This is a genomic window from Lactobacillus iners DSM 13335, assembly GCF_000160875.1.
Lineage (GTDB): Bacteria > Bacillota > Bacilli > Lactobacillales > Lactobacillaceae > Lactobacillus > Lactobacillus iners.
Genome location: NZ_GG700805.1, coordinates 172542 through 188217, shown reverse-complemented (window position 1 = coordinate 188217; position 15676 = coordinate 172542). Strand labels below are relative to the sequence as shown.

The window sequence follows — 15676 nt, the reverse complement described above, 5'->3', positions numbered from 1 at the left end:
TATTATTTACCTGTTTTACCTTCCTTGCGGCGTACATATTCATCTTCGTAACGAATACCTTTACCTTTATATGGCTCAGGTGGTCTTACATCACGGATTTCTGCAGCAAATTGACCAACAACTTGCTTTGAAATACCTTCAATCTGAATAGTAGTTGCTGCTGGAGTAGTAACTGTTACACCTTCTGGTGCTTCAAATTCAACTGGGTGTGAATAACCAACATTTAATGTTAATTTTTTACCTTGTGCATTTGCACGGTATCCAACACCTACTAATGTTAATTTCTTAACGTAGCCTGTATTAACACCTTCAATCATTGCAGCAAGATTAGCTCTTGATGTACCATGAAGAGCTTTATCTGACTCACTAGAACGACTGAAAGTTATTTCGCCATCTTTTTGTTCAAAAATGATGCGTGGATCAAAATATCTAGTAAGTTCACCCTTTGGTCCCTTAACAGTGATATTGTCACCATTTTTGGTAACTGTGACGCTTTCAGGAACGTTAATAACCTTTAAACCAATACGGCTCATTAATAGTTCTCCTCTCTGTCCTAATTACCAAACATATGCGATAACTTCGCCACCAACATTCTTTTCTCTTGCTTCTTTATCGGTAATAATACCAGCAGAAGTTGAGATGATGGCAATACCTAATCCATTGAGAACTTTAGGTAAGTTTTCTGCACTCACATAATTTCTTAATCCAGGTTTTGAAATACGTTTCAAGCCTGAAATAACACGCTCATTGTTAGGACCATATTTCAAGAAGACTGTAATTAATCCTTGTTTATTGTCTTCTTCAACTTGGTAATCACGAATGAAGCCTTCTTGCTTTAAAATCTCACTAAGTGATTTTTTCATTGATGATGCAGGAATTACAACTGATTCATGCTTTGCCATGTTAGCATTTCTGATTCTAGTTAAGTAATCTGCAATCGGATCTGTCATGACCATTTAAAAATTGCCTCCTTTATCGTTAATTACCAACTTGCCTTTTTAAGACCAGGAATTTGACCCTTGTGTGCTAAATCTTTCAAGCAAATACGACATAATTTAAATTTACGATATACAGAATGTGGGCGTCCACATCTTTCACAACGTGTGTATTCACGTGAAGAAAACTTAGCAGGACGATGATTTCTGACGATTTGAGATGTTTTAGCCATTAATTGTCCTCCAAATTATTTACTAAAAGGCATACCAAATTGTGCAAGAAGTTCATGTGCTTCTTCATCTGATTTGGCAGTAGTTACAATAACAACATCTAACCCTCTAACACGATTAACCTTATCATAATCGATTTCAGGGAAAATTAACTGTTCTTTGACACCTAGAGTATAGTTACCACGACCATCAAATGATCTAGAACTAACACCACGGAAGTCACGAACTCGTGGGAGTGAAACATTAATTAACTTATATAAAAAGTCATACATTCTATCTCCTCTAAGTGTTACCTTAGCACCAATAGACATACCTTCACGTAAACGGAAGTTGGCAATTGATTTTTTAGCTTTAGTAATTAGAGGTTTTTGACCTGAAATTAAAGTTAATTCTTCAACAGCTTCATCAAGATTTTTTGCGTTAGAAACAGCATCACCGACACCCATGTTCAACACAATCTTTTCAATCTTTGGAATTTGCATAGTTGATGAGTAATTGAATTTTTCCTTCAATGCTGGTGCTATTTCTTTTTTGTATTTTTCTAATAATGTATTTGCCATTTGAGTCCTCCTCCCTATTTCTTATCTTCTTTTTTAGCTTTTTCAATAACTTTTACATTTGAAACATGAATTGAACCTTCTTTTTCAACTACACCACCATTGGCGTTAGTTTGTGATGGCTTTTCATGTTTCTTTACCTTGTGGATGCCCTTAACAACAACTCGGTTAGTCTTAGCATTAACTGAAAGAACAATACCTTCCTTGCCTTTGTCGTTGCCGGCAATAACCTTAACTTTGTCACCTGTTTTTACAAACATCAGTGCACCTCCCTATATCTTTATAATACTTCAGGAGCAAGTGACACGATCTTCATAAAATCGTGTTCTCGCAATTCACGAGCAACTGGTCCAAAAATACGAGTACCACGAGGGCTCTTATCTGCATTAATGATAACTGCAGCATTTTCATCAAACTTAATGTAAGAACCATCTTCTCGACGTGCACCTGATTTAGTTCTAACAATAACTGCTTTAACAACATCGCCTTTTTTGACAACGCCACCCGGTGTTGCTTGTTTTACAGCACAAACTACAATATCACCGATATTACCGGTTTTACGAGTAGAACCGCCTAATATTTTAATTACAAGCAATTCTCTTGCACCAGAGTTGTCAGCAACCTTTAAACGACTTTCGTGTTGGATCACTAGATTATCCTCCCCTCAAAATTGAGACTTAAATAGACTTCTTAACGATCGTAATTAGACGGTAACGCTTCGCATGTGATAATGGACGGGTTTCCATGATGCGAACAATATCGCCAATTTTAGCTTCGTTCTTTTCGTCGTGAGCATAGTATTTCTTAGAATACTTAATACGCTTCTTATAAACTGGGTGATTCTTATAAGTATCAACAACAACTGTTATAGTTTTGTCCATCTTATCAGAAACAACACGACCTTGATATACATGTCGACGATTTCTTTCGTTAGTTTCGCTCAAGTTAATAACTCCCTTCCACCAACTAGTTATTCTCGCTCAGAATAGTCTTTATTCTGGCAATATTCTTACGGACTTTTTTCAAGCGAGCGGTGTTTTCTAATTGACCGGTTGCCTGTTGGAAACGCAAGTTAAAGAGTTCTTCTTTATATTGCTTTTCTTTTTCTAACATTTGATCAGTGGTTAAAGCTCTGATATCTTTAGTCTTCATTAGATTCGCCACCTACTTCCACATTCTTCTTAACAAACTTAGTTTTGATTGGGAGTTTGTTAGAAGCAAGTCTTAATGCTTCACGTGCAACGTCTTCTGAAACGCCACCAATTTCAAACATGATCTTGCTTCTCTTTACAACTGCTACCCAACCTTCAGGGGCACCTTTACCGGAACCCATACGTACACCTACACCTTTTGCGGTATATGATTTATGTGGGAAAATTTTGATCCATACACGGCCACCACGTTTCATATAACGCGTCATAGCAATACGTGCTGCTTCAATTTGTCTATTAGTAATCCATGATGATTCAACAGCTTGTAAACCATATTCACCGAATGCTATAGTCTTTCCACCTTTTGCTTCACCACGCATCTTTCCACGAAATTCACGACGGTGCTTTACACGCTTAGGTACTAACACTATTAGTTTCCTCCCTTCGCTTTCTTAGAAGCAACAGGCTTGTTCTTACGTTGTGGTAAAATTTCACCACGATTAATCCAAACTTTTACACCAATTTGACCGTAAGTGGTTGCTGCTTCAACCCATGCATAATCGATATCTGCTCTCAAAGTATGTAAAGGAACACTACCTTCAGTATGCCATTCTCTTCTAGCCATATCTGCACCGTTTAAACGACCTGCAGTTTGAACCTTAATACCTTTAGCACCAACGTGCATTGATCTTTGAGTAGCCTTACGAGTAGCACGTCTGAAAGCAATTCTTGCTTCAAGTTGTTTAGCAACACTTTCGCCTACTAATTTTGCTTCTAAATCAGGCTTTTTAATTTCAACAATATTTATATGAACATTTTTACCTGTAATAGTATTTAGACGCGTTCTAAGTTCTTCAACTTCTTTTCCGCCTTTACCAATTACCATACCAGGTTTAGCAGTATGAATAGAAAGATTAATTCTATTTGCAGCACGTTCAATTTCAACATTAGAAATGGATGCATCAGCTAATTTTTGTTCAATGTATTTTCTAATACGTAAATCTTCATTTAAATTATTAGCGTAATCTTTACCAGCATACCATTTAGCTTCCCAATCACGGTTAATACCAAGACGGAAACCATTTGGGTTAATTTTTTGACCCATTAATTTTGCCTCCCTTAATCGTTTTTAACAGATACTTTAACGACTACGTGACTGGTTCTCTTGTTAATTGGAGAAGCAGAACCTTTAGCACGTGGACGAAATCTCTTTAAAGTTGGACCTTCATTTACATATGCTTCAGATACGTAAAGGTTCGCACTTTCAAGATCATAGTTATGTTCAGCATTTGCAATAGCTGACTTCAAAACCTTTTTAACGATTGGAGAAGCTGATCTTGGAGTAAATTCTAAGATTGCCAAAGCTTCCGCAACGCTCTTGCCACGAATAAGGTCTACAACCAAGCGGGCTTTTCTAGGAGCGATACGAACAGTTCTTGCTTCAGATCTAGCTGAATTAATTTGTTCTGCCATTTATAAGTTTCTCCTTTCTTACTTAGTAGTAGTTGCCTTATCAGCAGTTGACTTATGACCACGAAAAGTTCTTGTAGGAACAAATTCGCCTAACTTGTGACCAACCATATCTTCAGTAACATAAACTGGAACATGTTTTCTACCATCGTAAACAGCTATTGTGTAACCAACAAAAGAAGGAAAAATAGTTGAACGACGTGACCAGGTTTTAATTACTTGCTTTTTCTCAGAACTTTCTTGTGCTTCAATCTTCTTTATAAGATGTGAATCAGCAAATGGTCCTTTTTTAATACTACGGCTCATTAATAACCCTCCTTCTGTCTAACTATTTGTTACCCTTGCGATGACGAATAATAAGCTTTTCACTGCTTGCTTTACTGTTTCTAGTCTTGATACCACGAGACTTCTTACCCCATGGTGTCATAGGTTGAGTACGTCCAACTGGTGCTTTACCTTCACCACCACCATGTGGGTGATCATTAGGGTTCATTACAGAACCACGTGATTGAGGACGCTTGCCCAACCAACGACTACGACCTGCTTTACCAAGTTGAATCAAAGAATGTTGTTCATTCCCAACTAATCCAATTGTTGCACGGCAAGTAGATAAAATCTTTCTAACTTCACCACTTTGTAATCTTACTAAAGTATATCTGCCATCTTGACCTAACACTTGTGCAGATGTACCAGCACTTCTTACTAATTGGCCACCTTTACCTGGCTTCAATTCAATATTATGAATTTCAGTACCTGCAGGTATATCTGCTAATGGTAAAGCATTACCTGGCTTAATATCAGAACCTTTACCTGATTCTATAACCGTACCAACAGTTAGACCTTTGGGTGCCAAGATATAAGACTTAACACCATCAGTATAATGAACAAGAGCAATATTTGCTGTTCTATTTGGATCATACTCAATTGCCTTTACAACTGCTTTTACTTCATCTTTGTTACGTTTGAAGTCAATAATACGGTACTTTTGCTTGTGGCCACCACCACGGTGTCTTACAGTAATATGACCATATGAATTACGTCCAGCTTTGTGACTTTGAGACTCAAGTAAAGTCTTTTCAGGCTTTTTCTTAGTTATTTCAGCAAAGTCAGAAGTAGTCATGTTACGTCTTCCGTTTGTAGTTGGCTTATATTTAATAATTGCCAATTGACTGACCTCCTATTATTTTTCCTTTGATTCGTTATCATTGAAGATCTTAATTGAATTTGAATCTTCAGTAAGAGTAACGATTGCTTTTCTACGACGAGCAGTCTTACCAGTATAACGACCGACTCTCTTATCCTTACCACGAACATTCATAATGTTTACATTTTTAACTTTAACGTCAAAAACTTCTTCAACAGCATTACGAACTTGTGTTTTAGTTGCAGATACTAATACATCAAATGTGTACTTTTTGTCATCCATCAAGTCCATTGACTTTTCGGTAACTACAGGGCGTAAGATGATATCATGTGCATCCATTATGCCAATACCTCCTCAATTCTCTTAATAGCGTCTTGAGTCAATAACAATTTTTCATAGTCAACCGCATCAACAACATTTAATCCATTAACAGGTACAACTTTTACTTGTGGTAAATTCTTACCCGATAATTGAACATTCTTGTCATCAGATACTACTAATACCTTACCTGAAACTTTGATAGCACTGAAAATAGCTTTCAAATCTTTAGTTTTAGGTGTAGCCAAAGTTAATTGATCAAGAACGATCAAATTGCCGTCAGCAACTTTTTGAGAAAGAACTGACTTAATAGCTAAGCGACGTGCTTTACGTGGCATATCAACTTTATATGAGCGAGGAGTTGGGCCAAATACAGTACCACCACCACGCCATTGTGGTGCTCTAATAGATCCTTGACGAGCACGTCCTGTACCCTTTTGCTTCCAAGGTTTCTTACCACCACCGCTAACAGCTGATCTATTCTTAGTAGCATGAGTACCTTGACGCTTACCAGCTCTTTGTCTAATGATTGCTTCAAAAACAACGCTATCATTAGGTTCAACTTCAAAAATGCATTTATTTAAATCTACTTCACCAACAGATTTGCCTTTTTGGTCGATAACTTTTATAGCCATTCTAGTCCTCCTTCCTATTTAGCTGCCTTAACAGCAGACTTAACAATAATTAATGAGTTTTTTGCACCGGGAACGTTACCTTTAATAAGTAAAACATTCTTTTCCGGAACTACTTTTTCGATTACTAAATTTTGAACAGTTACTTGCTTGCCACCCATGTGACCAGGTAACTTTTTACCCTTAGGTACGCGGTTGATAATAGAACCCATTGAACCTGGAATTCTGTGATATCTTGAACCGTGAGTTTCAGGACCTCTAGATTGTCCCCAACGTTTAATGTTACCTTGAGTACCATGACCCTTTGAAGTTCCAGTAACGTCAACTACGTCACCTTCACTAAATGTATCCACTTTAATTTCTGAGCCGACTTCGTATCCCTCAAGCTCCACATCGCGGATTTCTCTGATGAAGCGCTTAGGGGCTGTCTTTGCTTTTGCAGCATGACCTTTAGCCGGTTTGTTGCTCAAAACTTCTCTAACATCTTGGTATCCAACTTGTACTGCTTCATATCCGTCTGACTCATTAGTTTTAACTTGTAAAACTACATTAGGAGTAGCTTCAATAACAGTAACCGGAACCAAAATACCATTTTTAGAGAAGACTTGGGTCATACCGACCTTTCTTCCTAAGATTCCTTTGGTCATGATTACACCTCCATATTTTTTAAAAAACTATAATTTAATCTCAATATCAACGCCGCTTGGTAAATCAAGCTTCATTAATGAATCCACTGTTTTTGGAGTAGGATTCACAATATCAATTAATCGCTTATGCGTACGAATTTCAAATTGTTCACGTGAGTCTTTGTTCATATATGGTGAACGTAATACTGTAAACAATGTCCTTTCAGTAGGCAATGGAACTGGACCTGATATTTCAGCACCAGTTCTTTGTGCTGTAGCTACGATTTTAGCAGCTGATTCATCGAGAATACTGTGCTCGTAAGACTTAAGTCTTATACGAATTTGTTGACTTGCCATCTAATAACCTCCTTCGTCTTCTTTAAAAAGATGACTAGCTCTGCAAAAATTACCGGCACGCCCCTGTGGCAATGCAGCCGGGCATTCCGCAACCTTTTGCGTCTAAGCTCAACAGCGTGTTACTGCATAGCAACACGTATATTATTGTACAAGATTTTTATTGCAATATCAATATTTTGTTTATCTTTTTTTATTTTTTTACATAAAAAATAGGCTACTAATCGATAGCCTAATTTTTATGATTTTTACTTTTGAAAACGCGTGTCAAACAATGGACTTACTGGTTGATTATTAATAATAAATTTAATTGCTCTACCCATTAGTGGTCCTACAGACACTAATTCTGCTTTGCTCAATTGTTTTTCTTCAGGTTGATTAATGGAATCCGTTAAAATCAATTTTTTAATCGGAGAATCATTCAGTCTCTGAATTGCAGGTCCTGATAAAACAGCATGTGTAGCAGATGCATAAACTTCAGTAGCACCTGCATCAATTAATGCTTGAGAAGCAAGCGTTATAGTACCTGCTGTATCAATCATATCATCAATAATAATGGCACGCTTACCTTTAACGTCTCCAATAATATTCATAACCTCAGCAACATTAGCTTTAGGCCGACGTTTATCAACAATCGCAATGGATGTCTTCAAAAACTCTGCTAATTTACGTGCTCGTGTTACACCACCATGGTCAGGAGAAACGACGACAGCGTCTTTTTCTAATCCATGGCTTAAGAAATAATCTGCTAATAATGGTGCACCCATCAAATTATCAACTGGTATATCAAAGAATCCCTGAATTTGTGGTGCATGCAAATCTAATGAAAGAATTCTTGTAGCACCAGCAGCTTGCAACATATCTGCAACCAATTTTGCTGTAATTGGTTCACGAGCCCTAGTTTTTCTATCTTGTCTAGCATAACCATAATATGGCATGACCAAATTTATTGTTTTAGCTGAAGCACGTTTAACAGCATCAATCATGATCAATAATTCCATTAAATTATCATTTACTGGGGCACTAGTAGATTGTACTAAAAATACATCCTTACCGCGTACTGATTCGTCAATATTAATTTGAATCTCACCATCGCTAAAACGCTTAACATCCGACTTGCCTAATTCAACGCCCACTGTATCAGCAATACTCTTTGCTAATGGTTTGTTTGAATTAAGAGCAAATATCTTTATTTCATTGTCCAATTGCGACATAATTTCCTCCACACAACAAAGCAACATTTCATTACTATGATAACAAAAAAATATATATCTGCATAATTTTATTTATCATAATTCTCAAAAGTACTAATCCCAAGCTTTATTTTTAGCTAATGGTAACTTATGCCAATATCCTTCCTTATTAACTTGACGTCCCCTAGCGATCGCCATGTCATACTTAGCAACGTCCTTGGTAATCGTTGAATCTGCAGCAATAAAAGCATGATCGGCAATATTAACAGGTGCTATTAGTGTAGAACCTGCTCCTATAAAAGTATGGTCTCCAACATTAGTATGCAATTTTTCAACACCATCGTAATTCGAAAAGATAGTACCACATCCAACATTAATATCTTTTCCTAAAGTAGCATCCCCAACATAAGTTAAATGACCTAATTTAGTATTTTCACCTATAGTTGCTTTTTTAACTTCAACAAAGTTACCAATATGAGCTCCCGACATAATCTCTGATTTAGGACGCAAATGTGAATTGGGACCAATATCAGATCTATCATGCATAGTAGAATCAACTATAGTAGACGATGTAATCGTCACATTATTACCGATTCTAGCATTAACCAAACGGGAACCAGATGCAATATAACATTCATTTCCTATTATTGTATTTCCTTTAATAACAACATTAGGTTCTATAATAGTATCACTACCAATTTGAACATCACAATCAATATAAGTATTGGCTGGATCTATTAAAGTTACACCATTTTTCATATGTTGTTCATTAATACGTCTTTGCATTAACTTAGTTGCTTCAGCTAAAGCAATCCTATCATTAACACCCAAGCTTTCAGTATAATCAGCCATCTGACAAGCACCAACTACTAATCCTTTTTCACGCATAATTTCTAAAACATCAGTCAAGTAATACTCTTTTTGAGCATTATGGTTAGTAACTTTTTGAAGAGCACTAAACAATTCTTTATTATCAAAACAAAATACACCAGTATTTATTTCATTGATAGCACTTTCAGAAGCAGAACAATCTTTCTGTTCTACAATACGTAAAACATTACCCGCTGCATCTCGAATTATTCTACCATAACCAAAAGGATCCTTAACTATAGCAGTCAAAACTGTAGCACTATTTTTATGCTGAATATGTTGTTCAAATAATTCATTAAAAGTAGCTGCAGTAAATAAAGGTGTATCTCCTGTAGTAACAATTGTATATCCTGATAGATTTTTCAATAAGTCTGCAGTAGCTAAAACAGCATGTCCTGTGCCTAATTGTTCTTTTTGAAATGCAAATTCAGATTTACCAGCTAAAACGCTTTTAACATCAGAAGCCCCATTCCCTACAACTGTAACTATTTTATCAGGATTTGTACCTTGAGCAGCATCAACTACATGTTCAACCATTGACTTTCCACATACTTGGTGCAAAACCTTATAAAGTTTGGACTTCATTCTTGTACCTTTACCTGCAGCTAAAATAACAACATATTTATTCATCGCACATTTCCTTTCAATTTTGGTATCTTTATTTTATTTTGGAAATTTTTGGAAATCAATTTGTTCCAACAAATTACCCGGCTTAGCTTTTATAATCCCTTTTGAGCGATCAACTTCCGTAATTTTTACTAAAGTTTGATAATCATCAACTACTTTGTTAACTGGATTACTTGCTTCACATAGGACACACATACCAACAACATGACATTTGAACTCTTTAGTTAATTCTTCCATACCATTTAGAGTCCCTCCGCCCTTCATAAAATCGTCTACAATTAGGACATTTGAGCCTTCAGGCAAACTACGCTTAGCCAATTCCATTTTTTCTACGCGATCACTAGATGAAGCAACATAATTAACAGATACTGTTGCACCCTCAGTAATTTTAGGACGCCTACGTACTAGAACATAAGGCACATTTAACAAGCGACTAACCGAATTAGCAATGGCGATGCCCTTAGTTTCTATAGTCATCACATAATCAACATTACTATAAGCATACTTCGTAGCAATTAATTCACCCACATGTCTTAATTCTTGTGGATCACCTAAAACATCTGATAAATATATAAAATTACCTGGCAAAATTCTTTCTGGATCTTCAATCCGATCAGCTAGTTGTTTTAAATAGTCTCCTGCCGTATTAAACCCAATAAATGGTATAAGTCTAACTCCACCTGCAACACCAGCAACAGTTTCTAAAATGCCAATTTCATATTTAGCAAATGTATTACGTAAAATTGCTAAATCTTCAGAAATCGATGATTTCGCAGAATCATAACGAGTAGCAAAAAAAGGTAATGATATTAATGTATGTGGATGTGTCGTCAAGTACTGCACCATATCCACTAATCTTTCTGAGCGTTTCATATTAATCCTTCCTAAATAAACATGATTAATTTATAAGAGATTACCCCTTCAGTCAACAATACATAATACTCTAAAAAATAAAAAATCACTAGTATTTTTAACTAAAACACTAGTGATTGTTCGCATTATCTTTCAATTTAGCTTATAACATCAAAGTCAAGTTCGATATTTTTAGTTAACAAATCTGTATAACTATACGAAACTCGCTCAAAATTATTTTGTTGCTGATCCAAATCAACAACAAACACGGCTGGATAAGTTTTCTTCAGAACACCCTTACGTCTGATAACTTTCTTTCTACCAGCTTGAGCAATAACGATAAGTTCTTGCCCTAAATGATTATCCAATTTTTCCTTTATTGCCATCAATGACATTGGCATTAGACACCACCCCTAACTCTGTTCCATTCTATCACAAAAAAGCCCTATAAGCAATAGAATATAAGAAAAGGGCATATCATCTTTGTTCAAATATTTTCTTTGACAATTCAATATATTGTAATATAGACAACTCTTCAGGTCTAATATTACTATCTAAATTAAGATCATTCAACAATTTTTGTCTGGCGTCTTTATCTTTAATTAAAGACTTCAAATTATTATTAAGTGTTTTTCTTCTTTGCGAAAAAGCTAACTTTACTATTTGATTAAAAAGATCTTCATGTTCAATCAAAAGTTTGTGTTCTAATGGTTTTAACACCACTACAGCTGAATCAACTTTGGGACTAGGCATAAATGATGTTCTTTTGACTTCAAAGGCAAAATCAACATCCATATCTTTCTTGACTGCAATAGTTAAGGGACCATACGCTTTACTTTTATGTGCAGCTGAAATTCTTTCAGCTACTTCTTTTTGCATCATCAATGTAAGCTGAGATATTTTAATAGGACTATGCATCAATTTTAAAATTATAGGTGTAGTTATATAATATGGCAAATTAGCAACCACGATAATTGGCTGATTTACATCAAAATAATCAGCAATATCCGTTGCAAAATCTGCTTTTAGAATATCTTTCATAATTATTCTAAAACGATCATTAAGTTCATAATTACCTATTTGAGCAGGTAATTCATTATACAAAATATCAGGTAAATCTGGATCAACTTCATAAGCTAATACTTTTGCACCAGCTAATAATAACTGTTCTGTTAATGACCCTATACCTGGTCCTATTTCAATAACTTGTGAACCTTCAACAACACCAGCACTGGCAATAATCTTTTTTACGATCGGCAGATCGACTAAAAAGTTTTGACCTAAACTCTTTTTAGCTTTCATAAAATAACGATTAACAATCGCCCGAGTTCTAAGCGGCGTCGCAATTGGAATGCTATTTGACATGTTTAACCACCTCTTTTAGTTTATTATAACTAATACCAAACATAGCCAATCTCTTGTAAAATTGTTTAGCATTACCATATCCTACGCCTAATGCTATACCTACTTTTTCGCGTAACTTTCTAGCATTATCACCCATACCTAGTCCTAACTCATCATATTGCTGAATAGAAATAGCGTTGGCTTTAATATCTACTTCATGTAAATCAGATAATGCTCGTTGCAAAGCAGCTTTAGAAGCATGTTCTACTCCCAAACTATTTCCTCGCTTAGTAGGTTCACCTTCTTTACGAGTAATAAATGCTTGCTTAGCAGTCGGCACTGCTTTAAGGATTATTTTTCTTATTCTCTCGCCATTAAAATCAGGATCAGTAAAAATAATTACATCTCTTTTTTTAGCAATATTAACAATAGTAGTTATAGTTTGTTGCGACACTTCAGAGCCATTAGTTTCTATAGTCTCTATACCTGGAAAATATTGTTTTAACCTTTTGGTATCATCGCGTCCCTCAACAATAACAACTGCATCAAATCTTTTTTTATTTTGTAATTCCATAAATCCTCATTGCATTATTAAATGTATGTAAAGCAACCTCCTCTAACGATATATTTTTAATATCAGCGATAGCTTGTGCTACATAATAAACATACCCTGTTTCATTCTGTCTGCCACGATATGGTTTAGGGGTTAAATATGGTGCATCAGTTTCAATTAAAAATCTATCTAAAGGAACTGCTTTAGCGGATGCATGAACATCAACTGCATTAGTAAAAGAAACAACACCAGAAAAAGAAACGTACATCCCTAAATCTAAAATCTTTTTCAAATAATCTGGATCACCATTAAAATTATGAATAATGCCACCATACTCGCCGACTTTACTTTGGCTTAGAATATCATAGGTATCTTCAAAGGCATCCCTAGTATGAATGTTAACAGGTTTCTTAATCTGATATGCCAAATCTAGCTGTTGGGCAAAAACATCACGTTGAACTGAACGAGGAGATTCATCCCAATAATAGTCCAGTCCGATCTCTCCTAATGCCACAACCTTATCCTTAGTTAATTCTTTAATTAAAACATCATATGCTTTAGCATCAACCTTAGTAGCCACATCTGGGCAATAACCAACAGTCGCATATAAATTCGAAAATCTTTCAGCTAATTCTATAGCTCTACGATTAAACTCCGCATCCTGTCCGGCAACCACACCGCTAAATACATTTAGTTGCTTAGCACGTTTTAAATAATATTCTTCTTTTCCACGAAAAGGCTCATCATTAAGATGCATGTGTGAATCAAATAATTCCATTAGCCTAATAAAGCTCCATTTTCATGTTCATTAGAAACAATAATTAACTTAACTACACCATTTTTTTCGCTAGATAATAACATGCCTTGACTTACTTGACCTAGCATCTTTCTAGGTTTCAAATTAGTAACTGCTAAGACTTTCTTACCAACTAATTCTTGTGGTTCTGGATAAAAAGCTGCAATACCACTTAAGATTTGTCTTGGTTCCTTTTCACCTAAATCCAAAGTAAAGGCTAATAATTTATTAGATCCTTTTACTTGAGCTACTGCAAGTATTTCTGCAACTTGTAATTGAACTTTAGCAAAATCATCAATTGTTATCTCACTATTGGTTTGCTTTTGCTCACTACGAGTACTCTTCTTAGGCTTGGCCTTAGCCATCTCCTGTTTGATATATTTAATTTCTTCTTCATTATTTAAACGTGGGAAAATTGGCTTAGGATTTTTAGTTACATAGTTTTGCCATCCATAAGCTCCCCAACATAAAGAAGTAGCATTAGCATCATCTAAGGACAAACCTAACTGTTCAAAAATGTGAACAGGGCTTTGCGTCATGATCGGTCTAATTAAAAGGGCTATTAAACGCAAACTTTCAGCTAAATTACTCATAACGCACTTTAATTCGTCAACTTTGCCTTCTTTATTAAGAACCCAAGGTGTAGTTTCATCGATGTATTTATTGGCACGTGAAATTAACCCCCAAATAGTATCAAGGGCTTTAGAAAAATGCAAAGCATCCATTTGTTCATGATAAAGATTAATGGTATGGTTAGCCAATTCTTTTAATTGTTTACCATATTCATCTTCAGTAGTAGAAACAGGATCTACCAAGCCATCTTGGTATTGATTAATCATAGAAATAGTTCGATTCAAAAGGTTTCCTAAGTCATTAGCAAGATCAAAGTTAACTCTTTCTACAAAATCTTCAGGAGTAAAGATACCATCTGAGCCAAAAGGAATAGCACGCATTAAATAGTAACGCAAAGCATCTAAGCCATAGCGGTTAACAATCATTTCAGGGTAAACTGCGTTACCCTTAGATTTAGACATCTTACCATCTTTCATCAATACCCAACCATGGCCAAAAATTTGTTTTGGTAAAGGTAAATCTAAGGCCATTAACATAATCGGCCAATAAATAGTATGGAAACGAACAATTTCCTTACCTACTAAATGAACATCAGCTGGCCAATATTTTTTAAATAAAGAATCATCCTCAGAACTATAGCCCAAAGCAGAAATATAGTTAGACAAGGCATCAATCCACACATACACAACATGCTTAGGATCACTTGGAACAGGAATACCCCAATCAACAGTTGTTCGTGTAACTGATAAATCTTCTAACCCTGGTTTGATAAAGTTGTTAATCATCTCTTTTTCACGCGAATTAGGCAAAATAAATTGTGGATTTTCTTTATAATATTCCAATAAACGGTCAGCATATTTACTCATTCTGAAAAAGTATGAAGGTTCTTTAATCAATTTAACTTCGTGACCAGAAGGTGCCTTACCGCCAATTACCTTGCCTGAATCATCCTTGTAAACTTCAGCAAGTTGTGACTCAGTAAAATATTCTTCATCTTCAACTGAATACCAACCTTGATATTCACCTAAATAAATATCGCCTTGTTTAAGCAAACGTTCAAAAATTTTTTGCACTGCCAAAACGTGTTCTTGATCGGTAGTTCTAATAAATTTATCGTAAGAAATATCCAATAGTTTCCACAATTTCTTATATGATAATGCCATATTATCCACAAATTCTTGCGGTTTTATTCCCTGAGCTTCAGCTTTTTGCTCAATTTTAAGACCGTGTTCATCTGTACCAGTTAAAAAGAAAGTATCAAAACCTTCATTACGCTTATAACGAGCCATTGCATCAGCAGCAACAGTCGTATAAGCATTTCCTATAGTTAATTTACCTGATGGATAATATATCGGCGTAGTGATATAAAAAGTCTTTTTTTCAGCCATATAAATATCTCCTTTTTTTCAATTAATGCTAGTATAACATAGTACAAACCAGATAATTTAGG

Annotated in this window: 25 protein-coding genes; all 25 read right to left on the bottom strand. The window is 35.4% G+C overall.

What is annotated here, in order from left to right; all coding sequences use genetic code 11:
* Positions 1 to 2 precede the first annotated feature (2 nt).
* Positions 3 to 533, bottom strand: coding sequence for a 50S ribosomal protein L6 (gene rplF / locus HMPREF0520_RS02940; protein ID WP_006729424.1), 531 nt, complete (start codon positions 531 to 533; stop codon positions 3 to 5).
* 24 nt (positions 534 to 557) lie between these two features.
* A complete protein-coding gene (rpsH, locus tag HMPREF0520_RS02935; RefSeq protein WP_006729423.1) occupies positions 558 to 956 on the bottom strand; it encodes a 30S ribosomal protein S8 in 399 nt (132 codons plus the stop codon).
* Between the two features lie 26 nt (positions 957 to 982).
* On the bottom strand, positions 983 to 1168 hold the full coding sequence (locus HMPREF0520_RS02930) for a type Z 30S ribosomal protein S14 (RefSeq protein ID WP_006729422.1): 186 nt from the start codon (positions 1166 to 1168) through the stop codon (positions 983 to 985).
* A 15-nt stretch (positions 1169 to 1183) separates the two neighbouring features.
* On the bottom strand, positions 1184 to 1726 hold the full coding sequence (gene rplE / locus HMPREF0520_RS02925; protein WP_006729421.1) for a 50S ribosomal protein L5: 543 nt from the start codon (positions 1724 to 1726) through the stop codon (positions 1184 to 1186).
* Between the two features lie 14 nt (positions 1727 to 1740).
* Positions 1741 to 1983, bottom strand: coding sequence for a 50S ribosomal protein L24 (gene rplX, locus HMPREF0520_RS02920; protein WP_006729420.1), 243 nt, complete (start codon positions 1981 to 1983; stop codon positions 1741 to 1743).
* 20 nt (positions 1984 to 2003) lie between these two features.
* A complete protein-coding gene (rplN, locus tag HMPREF0520_RS02915; RefSeq protein WP_006729419.1) occupies positions 2004 to 2372 on the bottom strand; it encodes a 50S ribosomal protein L14 in 369 nt (122 codons plus the stop codon).
* A gap of 28 nt (positions 2373 to 2400) precedes the next feature.
* Positions 2401 to 2667, bottom strand: coding sequence for a 30S ribosomal protein S17 (rpsQ, locus tag HMPREF0520_RS02910; RefSeq protein ID WP_006729418.1), 267 nt, complete (start codon positions 2665 to 2667; stop codon positions 2401 to 2403).
* A 22-nt stretch (positions 2668 to 2689) separates the two neighbouring features.
* Positions 2690 to 2875, bottom strand: a complete 186-nt coding sequence (gene rpmC / locus HMPREF0520_RS02905; RefSeq protein ID WP_006729417.1) for a 50S ribosomal protein L29 — start codon at positions 2873 to 2875, stop codon at positions 2690 to 2692.
* A complete protein-coding gene (gene rplP / locus HMPREF0520_RS02900; protein ID WP_006729416.1) occupies positions 2865 to 3302 on the bottom strand; it encodes a 50S ribosomal protein L16 in 438 nt (145 codons plus the stop codon). The genes rpmC and rplP overlap by 11 nt, the downstream gene beginning before the upstream one ends.
* Before the next feature lie 2 nt (positions 3303 to 3304).
* Entirely contained in the window at positions 3305 to 3979 is a 675-nt protein-coding gene (gene rpsC / locus HMPREF0520_RS02895; protein ID WP_006729415.1) for a 30S ribosomal protein S3, read from the bottom strand.
* A gap of 14 nt (positions 3980 to 3993) precedes the next feature.
* Positions 3994 to 4347 (bottom strand): 50S ribosomal protein L22, encoded by a 354-nt coding sequence (gene rplV / locus HMPREF0520_RS02890; RefSeq protein WP_006729414.1) that lies wholly within the window; start codon positions 4345 to 4347, stop codon positions 3994 to 3996.
* 18 nt (positions 4348 to 4365) lie between these two features.
* On the bottom strand, positions 4366 to 4650 hold the full coding sequence (gene rpsS / locus HMPREF0520_RS02885; RefSeq protein ID WP_006729413.1) for a 30S ribosomal protein S19: 285 nt from the start codon (positions 4648 to 4650) through the stop codon (positions 4366 to 4368).
* A 22-nt stretch (positions 4651 to 4672) separates the two neighbouring features.
* Positions 4673 to 5509: a 50S ribosomal protein L2 gene (rplB, locus tag HMPREF0520_RS02880; RefSeq protein WP_006730514.1), complete on the bottom strand. Its 837-nt coding sequence runs from the start codon at positions 5507 to 5509 to the stop codon at positions 4673 to 4675.
* Positions 5510 to 5524: 15 nt separating this feature from the next.
* Positions 5525 to 5827, bottom strand: a complete 303-nt coding sequence (gene rplW / locus HMPREF0520_RS02875) for a 50S ribosomal protein L23 (protein WP_006729411.1) — start codon at positions 5825 to 5827, stop codon at positions 5525 to 5527.
* Positions 5827 to 6441, bottom strand: a complete 615-nt coding sequence (gene rplD, locus HMPREF0520_RS02870) for a 50S ribosomal protein L4 (RefSeq protein WP_006729410.1) — start codon at positions 6439 to 6441, stop codon at positions 5827 to 5829. Before rplD ends, rplW begins: the two co-directional genes overlap by 1 nt.
* Before the next feature lie 14 nt (positions 6442 to 6455).
* Positions 6456 to 7085, bottom strand: a complete 630-nt coding sequence (gene rplC / locus HMPREF0520_RS02865) for a 50S ribosomal protein L3 (RefSeq protein ID WP_006729409.1) — start codon at positions 7083 to 7085, stop codon at positions 6456 to 6458.
* 27 nt (positions 7086 to 7112) lie between these two features.
* A complete protein-coding gene (gene rpsJ / locus HMPREF0520_RS02860; RefSeq protein ID WP_006729408.1) occupies positions 7113 to 7421 on the bottom strand; it encodes a 30S ribosomal protein S10 in 309 nt (102 codons plus the stop codon).
* Between the two features lie 245 nt (positions 7422 to 7666).
* Positions 7667 to 8632: a ribose-phosphate diphosphokinase gene (locus tag HMPREF0520_RS02855; RefSeq protein WP_006731442.1), complete on the bottom strand. Its 966-nt coding sequence runs from the start codon at positions 8630 to 8632 to the stop codon at positions 7667 to 7669.
* 93 nt (positions 8633 to 8725) lie between these two features.
* Complete coding sequence (gene glmU, locus HMPREF0520_RS02850; protein ID WP_006729406.1) at positions 8726 to 10111, bottom strand: bifunctional UDP-N-acetylglucosamine diphosphorylase/glucosamine-1-phosphate N-acetyltransferase GlmU; 1386 nt, start codon at positions 10109 to 10111, stop codon at positions 8726 to 8728.
* Positions 10112 to 10144: 33 nt separating this feature from the next.
* Positions 10145 to 10981, bottom strand: coding sequence for a pur operon repressor (purR, locus tag HMPREF0520_RS02845; RefSeq protein WP_006729405.1), 837 nt, complete (start codon positions 10979 to 10981; stop codon positions 10145 to 10147).
* 137 nt (positions 10982 to 11118) lie between these two features.
* Positions 11119 to 11361, bottom strand: coding sequence for a Veg family protein (locus tag HMPREF0520_RS02840; protein ID WP_006730494.1), 243 nt, complete (start codon positions 11359 to 11361; stop codon positions 11119 to 11121).
* Between the two features lie 76 nt (positions 11362 to 11437).
* A complete protein-coding gene (gene rsmA / locus HMPREF0520_RS02835) occupies positions 11438 to 12325 on the bottom strand; it encodes a 16S rRNA (adenine(1518)-N(6)/adenine(1519)-N(6))-dimethyltransferase RsmA (protein WP_006729403.1) in 888 nt (295 codons plus the stop codon).
* Entirely contained in the window at positions 12315 to 12878 is a 564-nt protein-coding gene (gene rnmV, locus HMPREF0520_RS02830) for a ribonuclease M5 (protein WP_006729402.1), read from the bottom strand. The genes rsmA and rnmV overlap by 11 nt, the downstream gene beginning before the upstream one ends.
* Positions 12862 to 13635 (bottom strand): TatD family hydrolase, encoded by a 774-nt coding sequence (locus HMPREF0520_RS02825; protein WP_006729401.1) that lies wholly within the window; start codon positions 13633 to 13635, stop codon positions 12862 to 12864. Before HMPREF0520_RS02825 ends, rnmV begins: the two co-directional genes overlap by 17 nt.
* Entirely contained in the window at positions 13635 to 15614 is a 1980-nt protein-coding gene (metG, locus tag HMPREF0520_RS02820) for a methionine--tRNA ligase (RefSeq protein ID WP_006729400.1), read from the bottom strand. The genes HMPREF0520_RS02825 and metG overlap by 1 nt, the downstream gene beginning before the upstream one ends.
* Positions 15615 to 15676 lie beyond the last annotated feature (62 nt).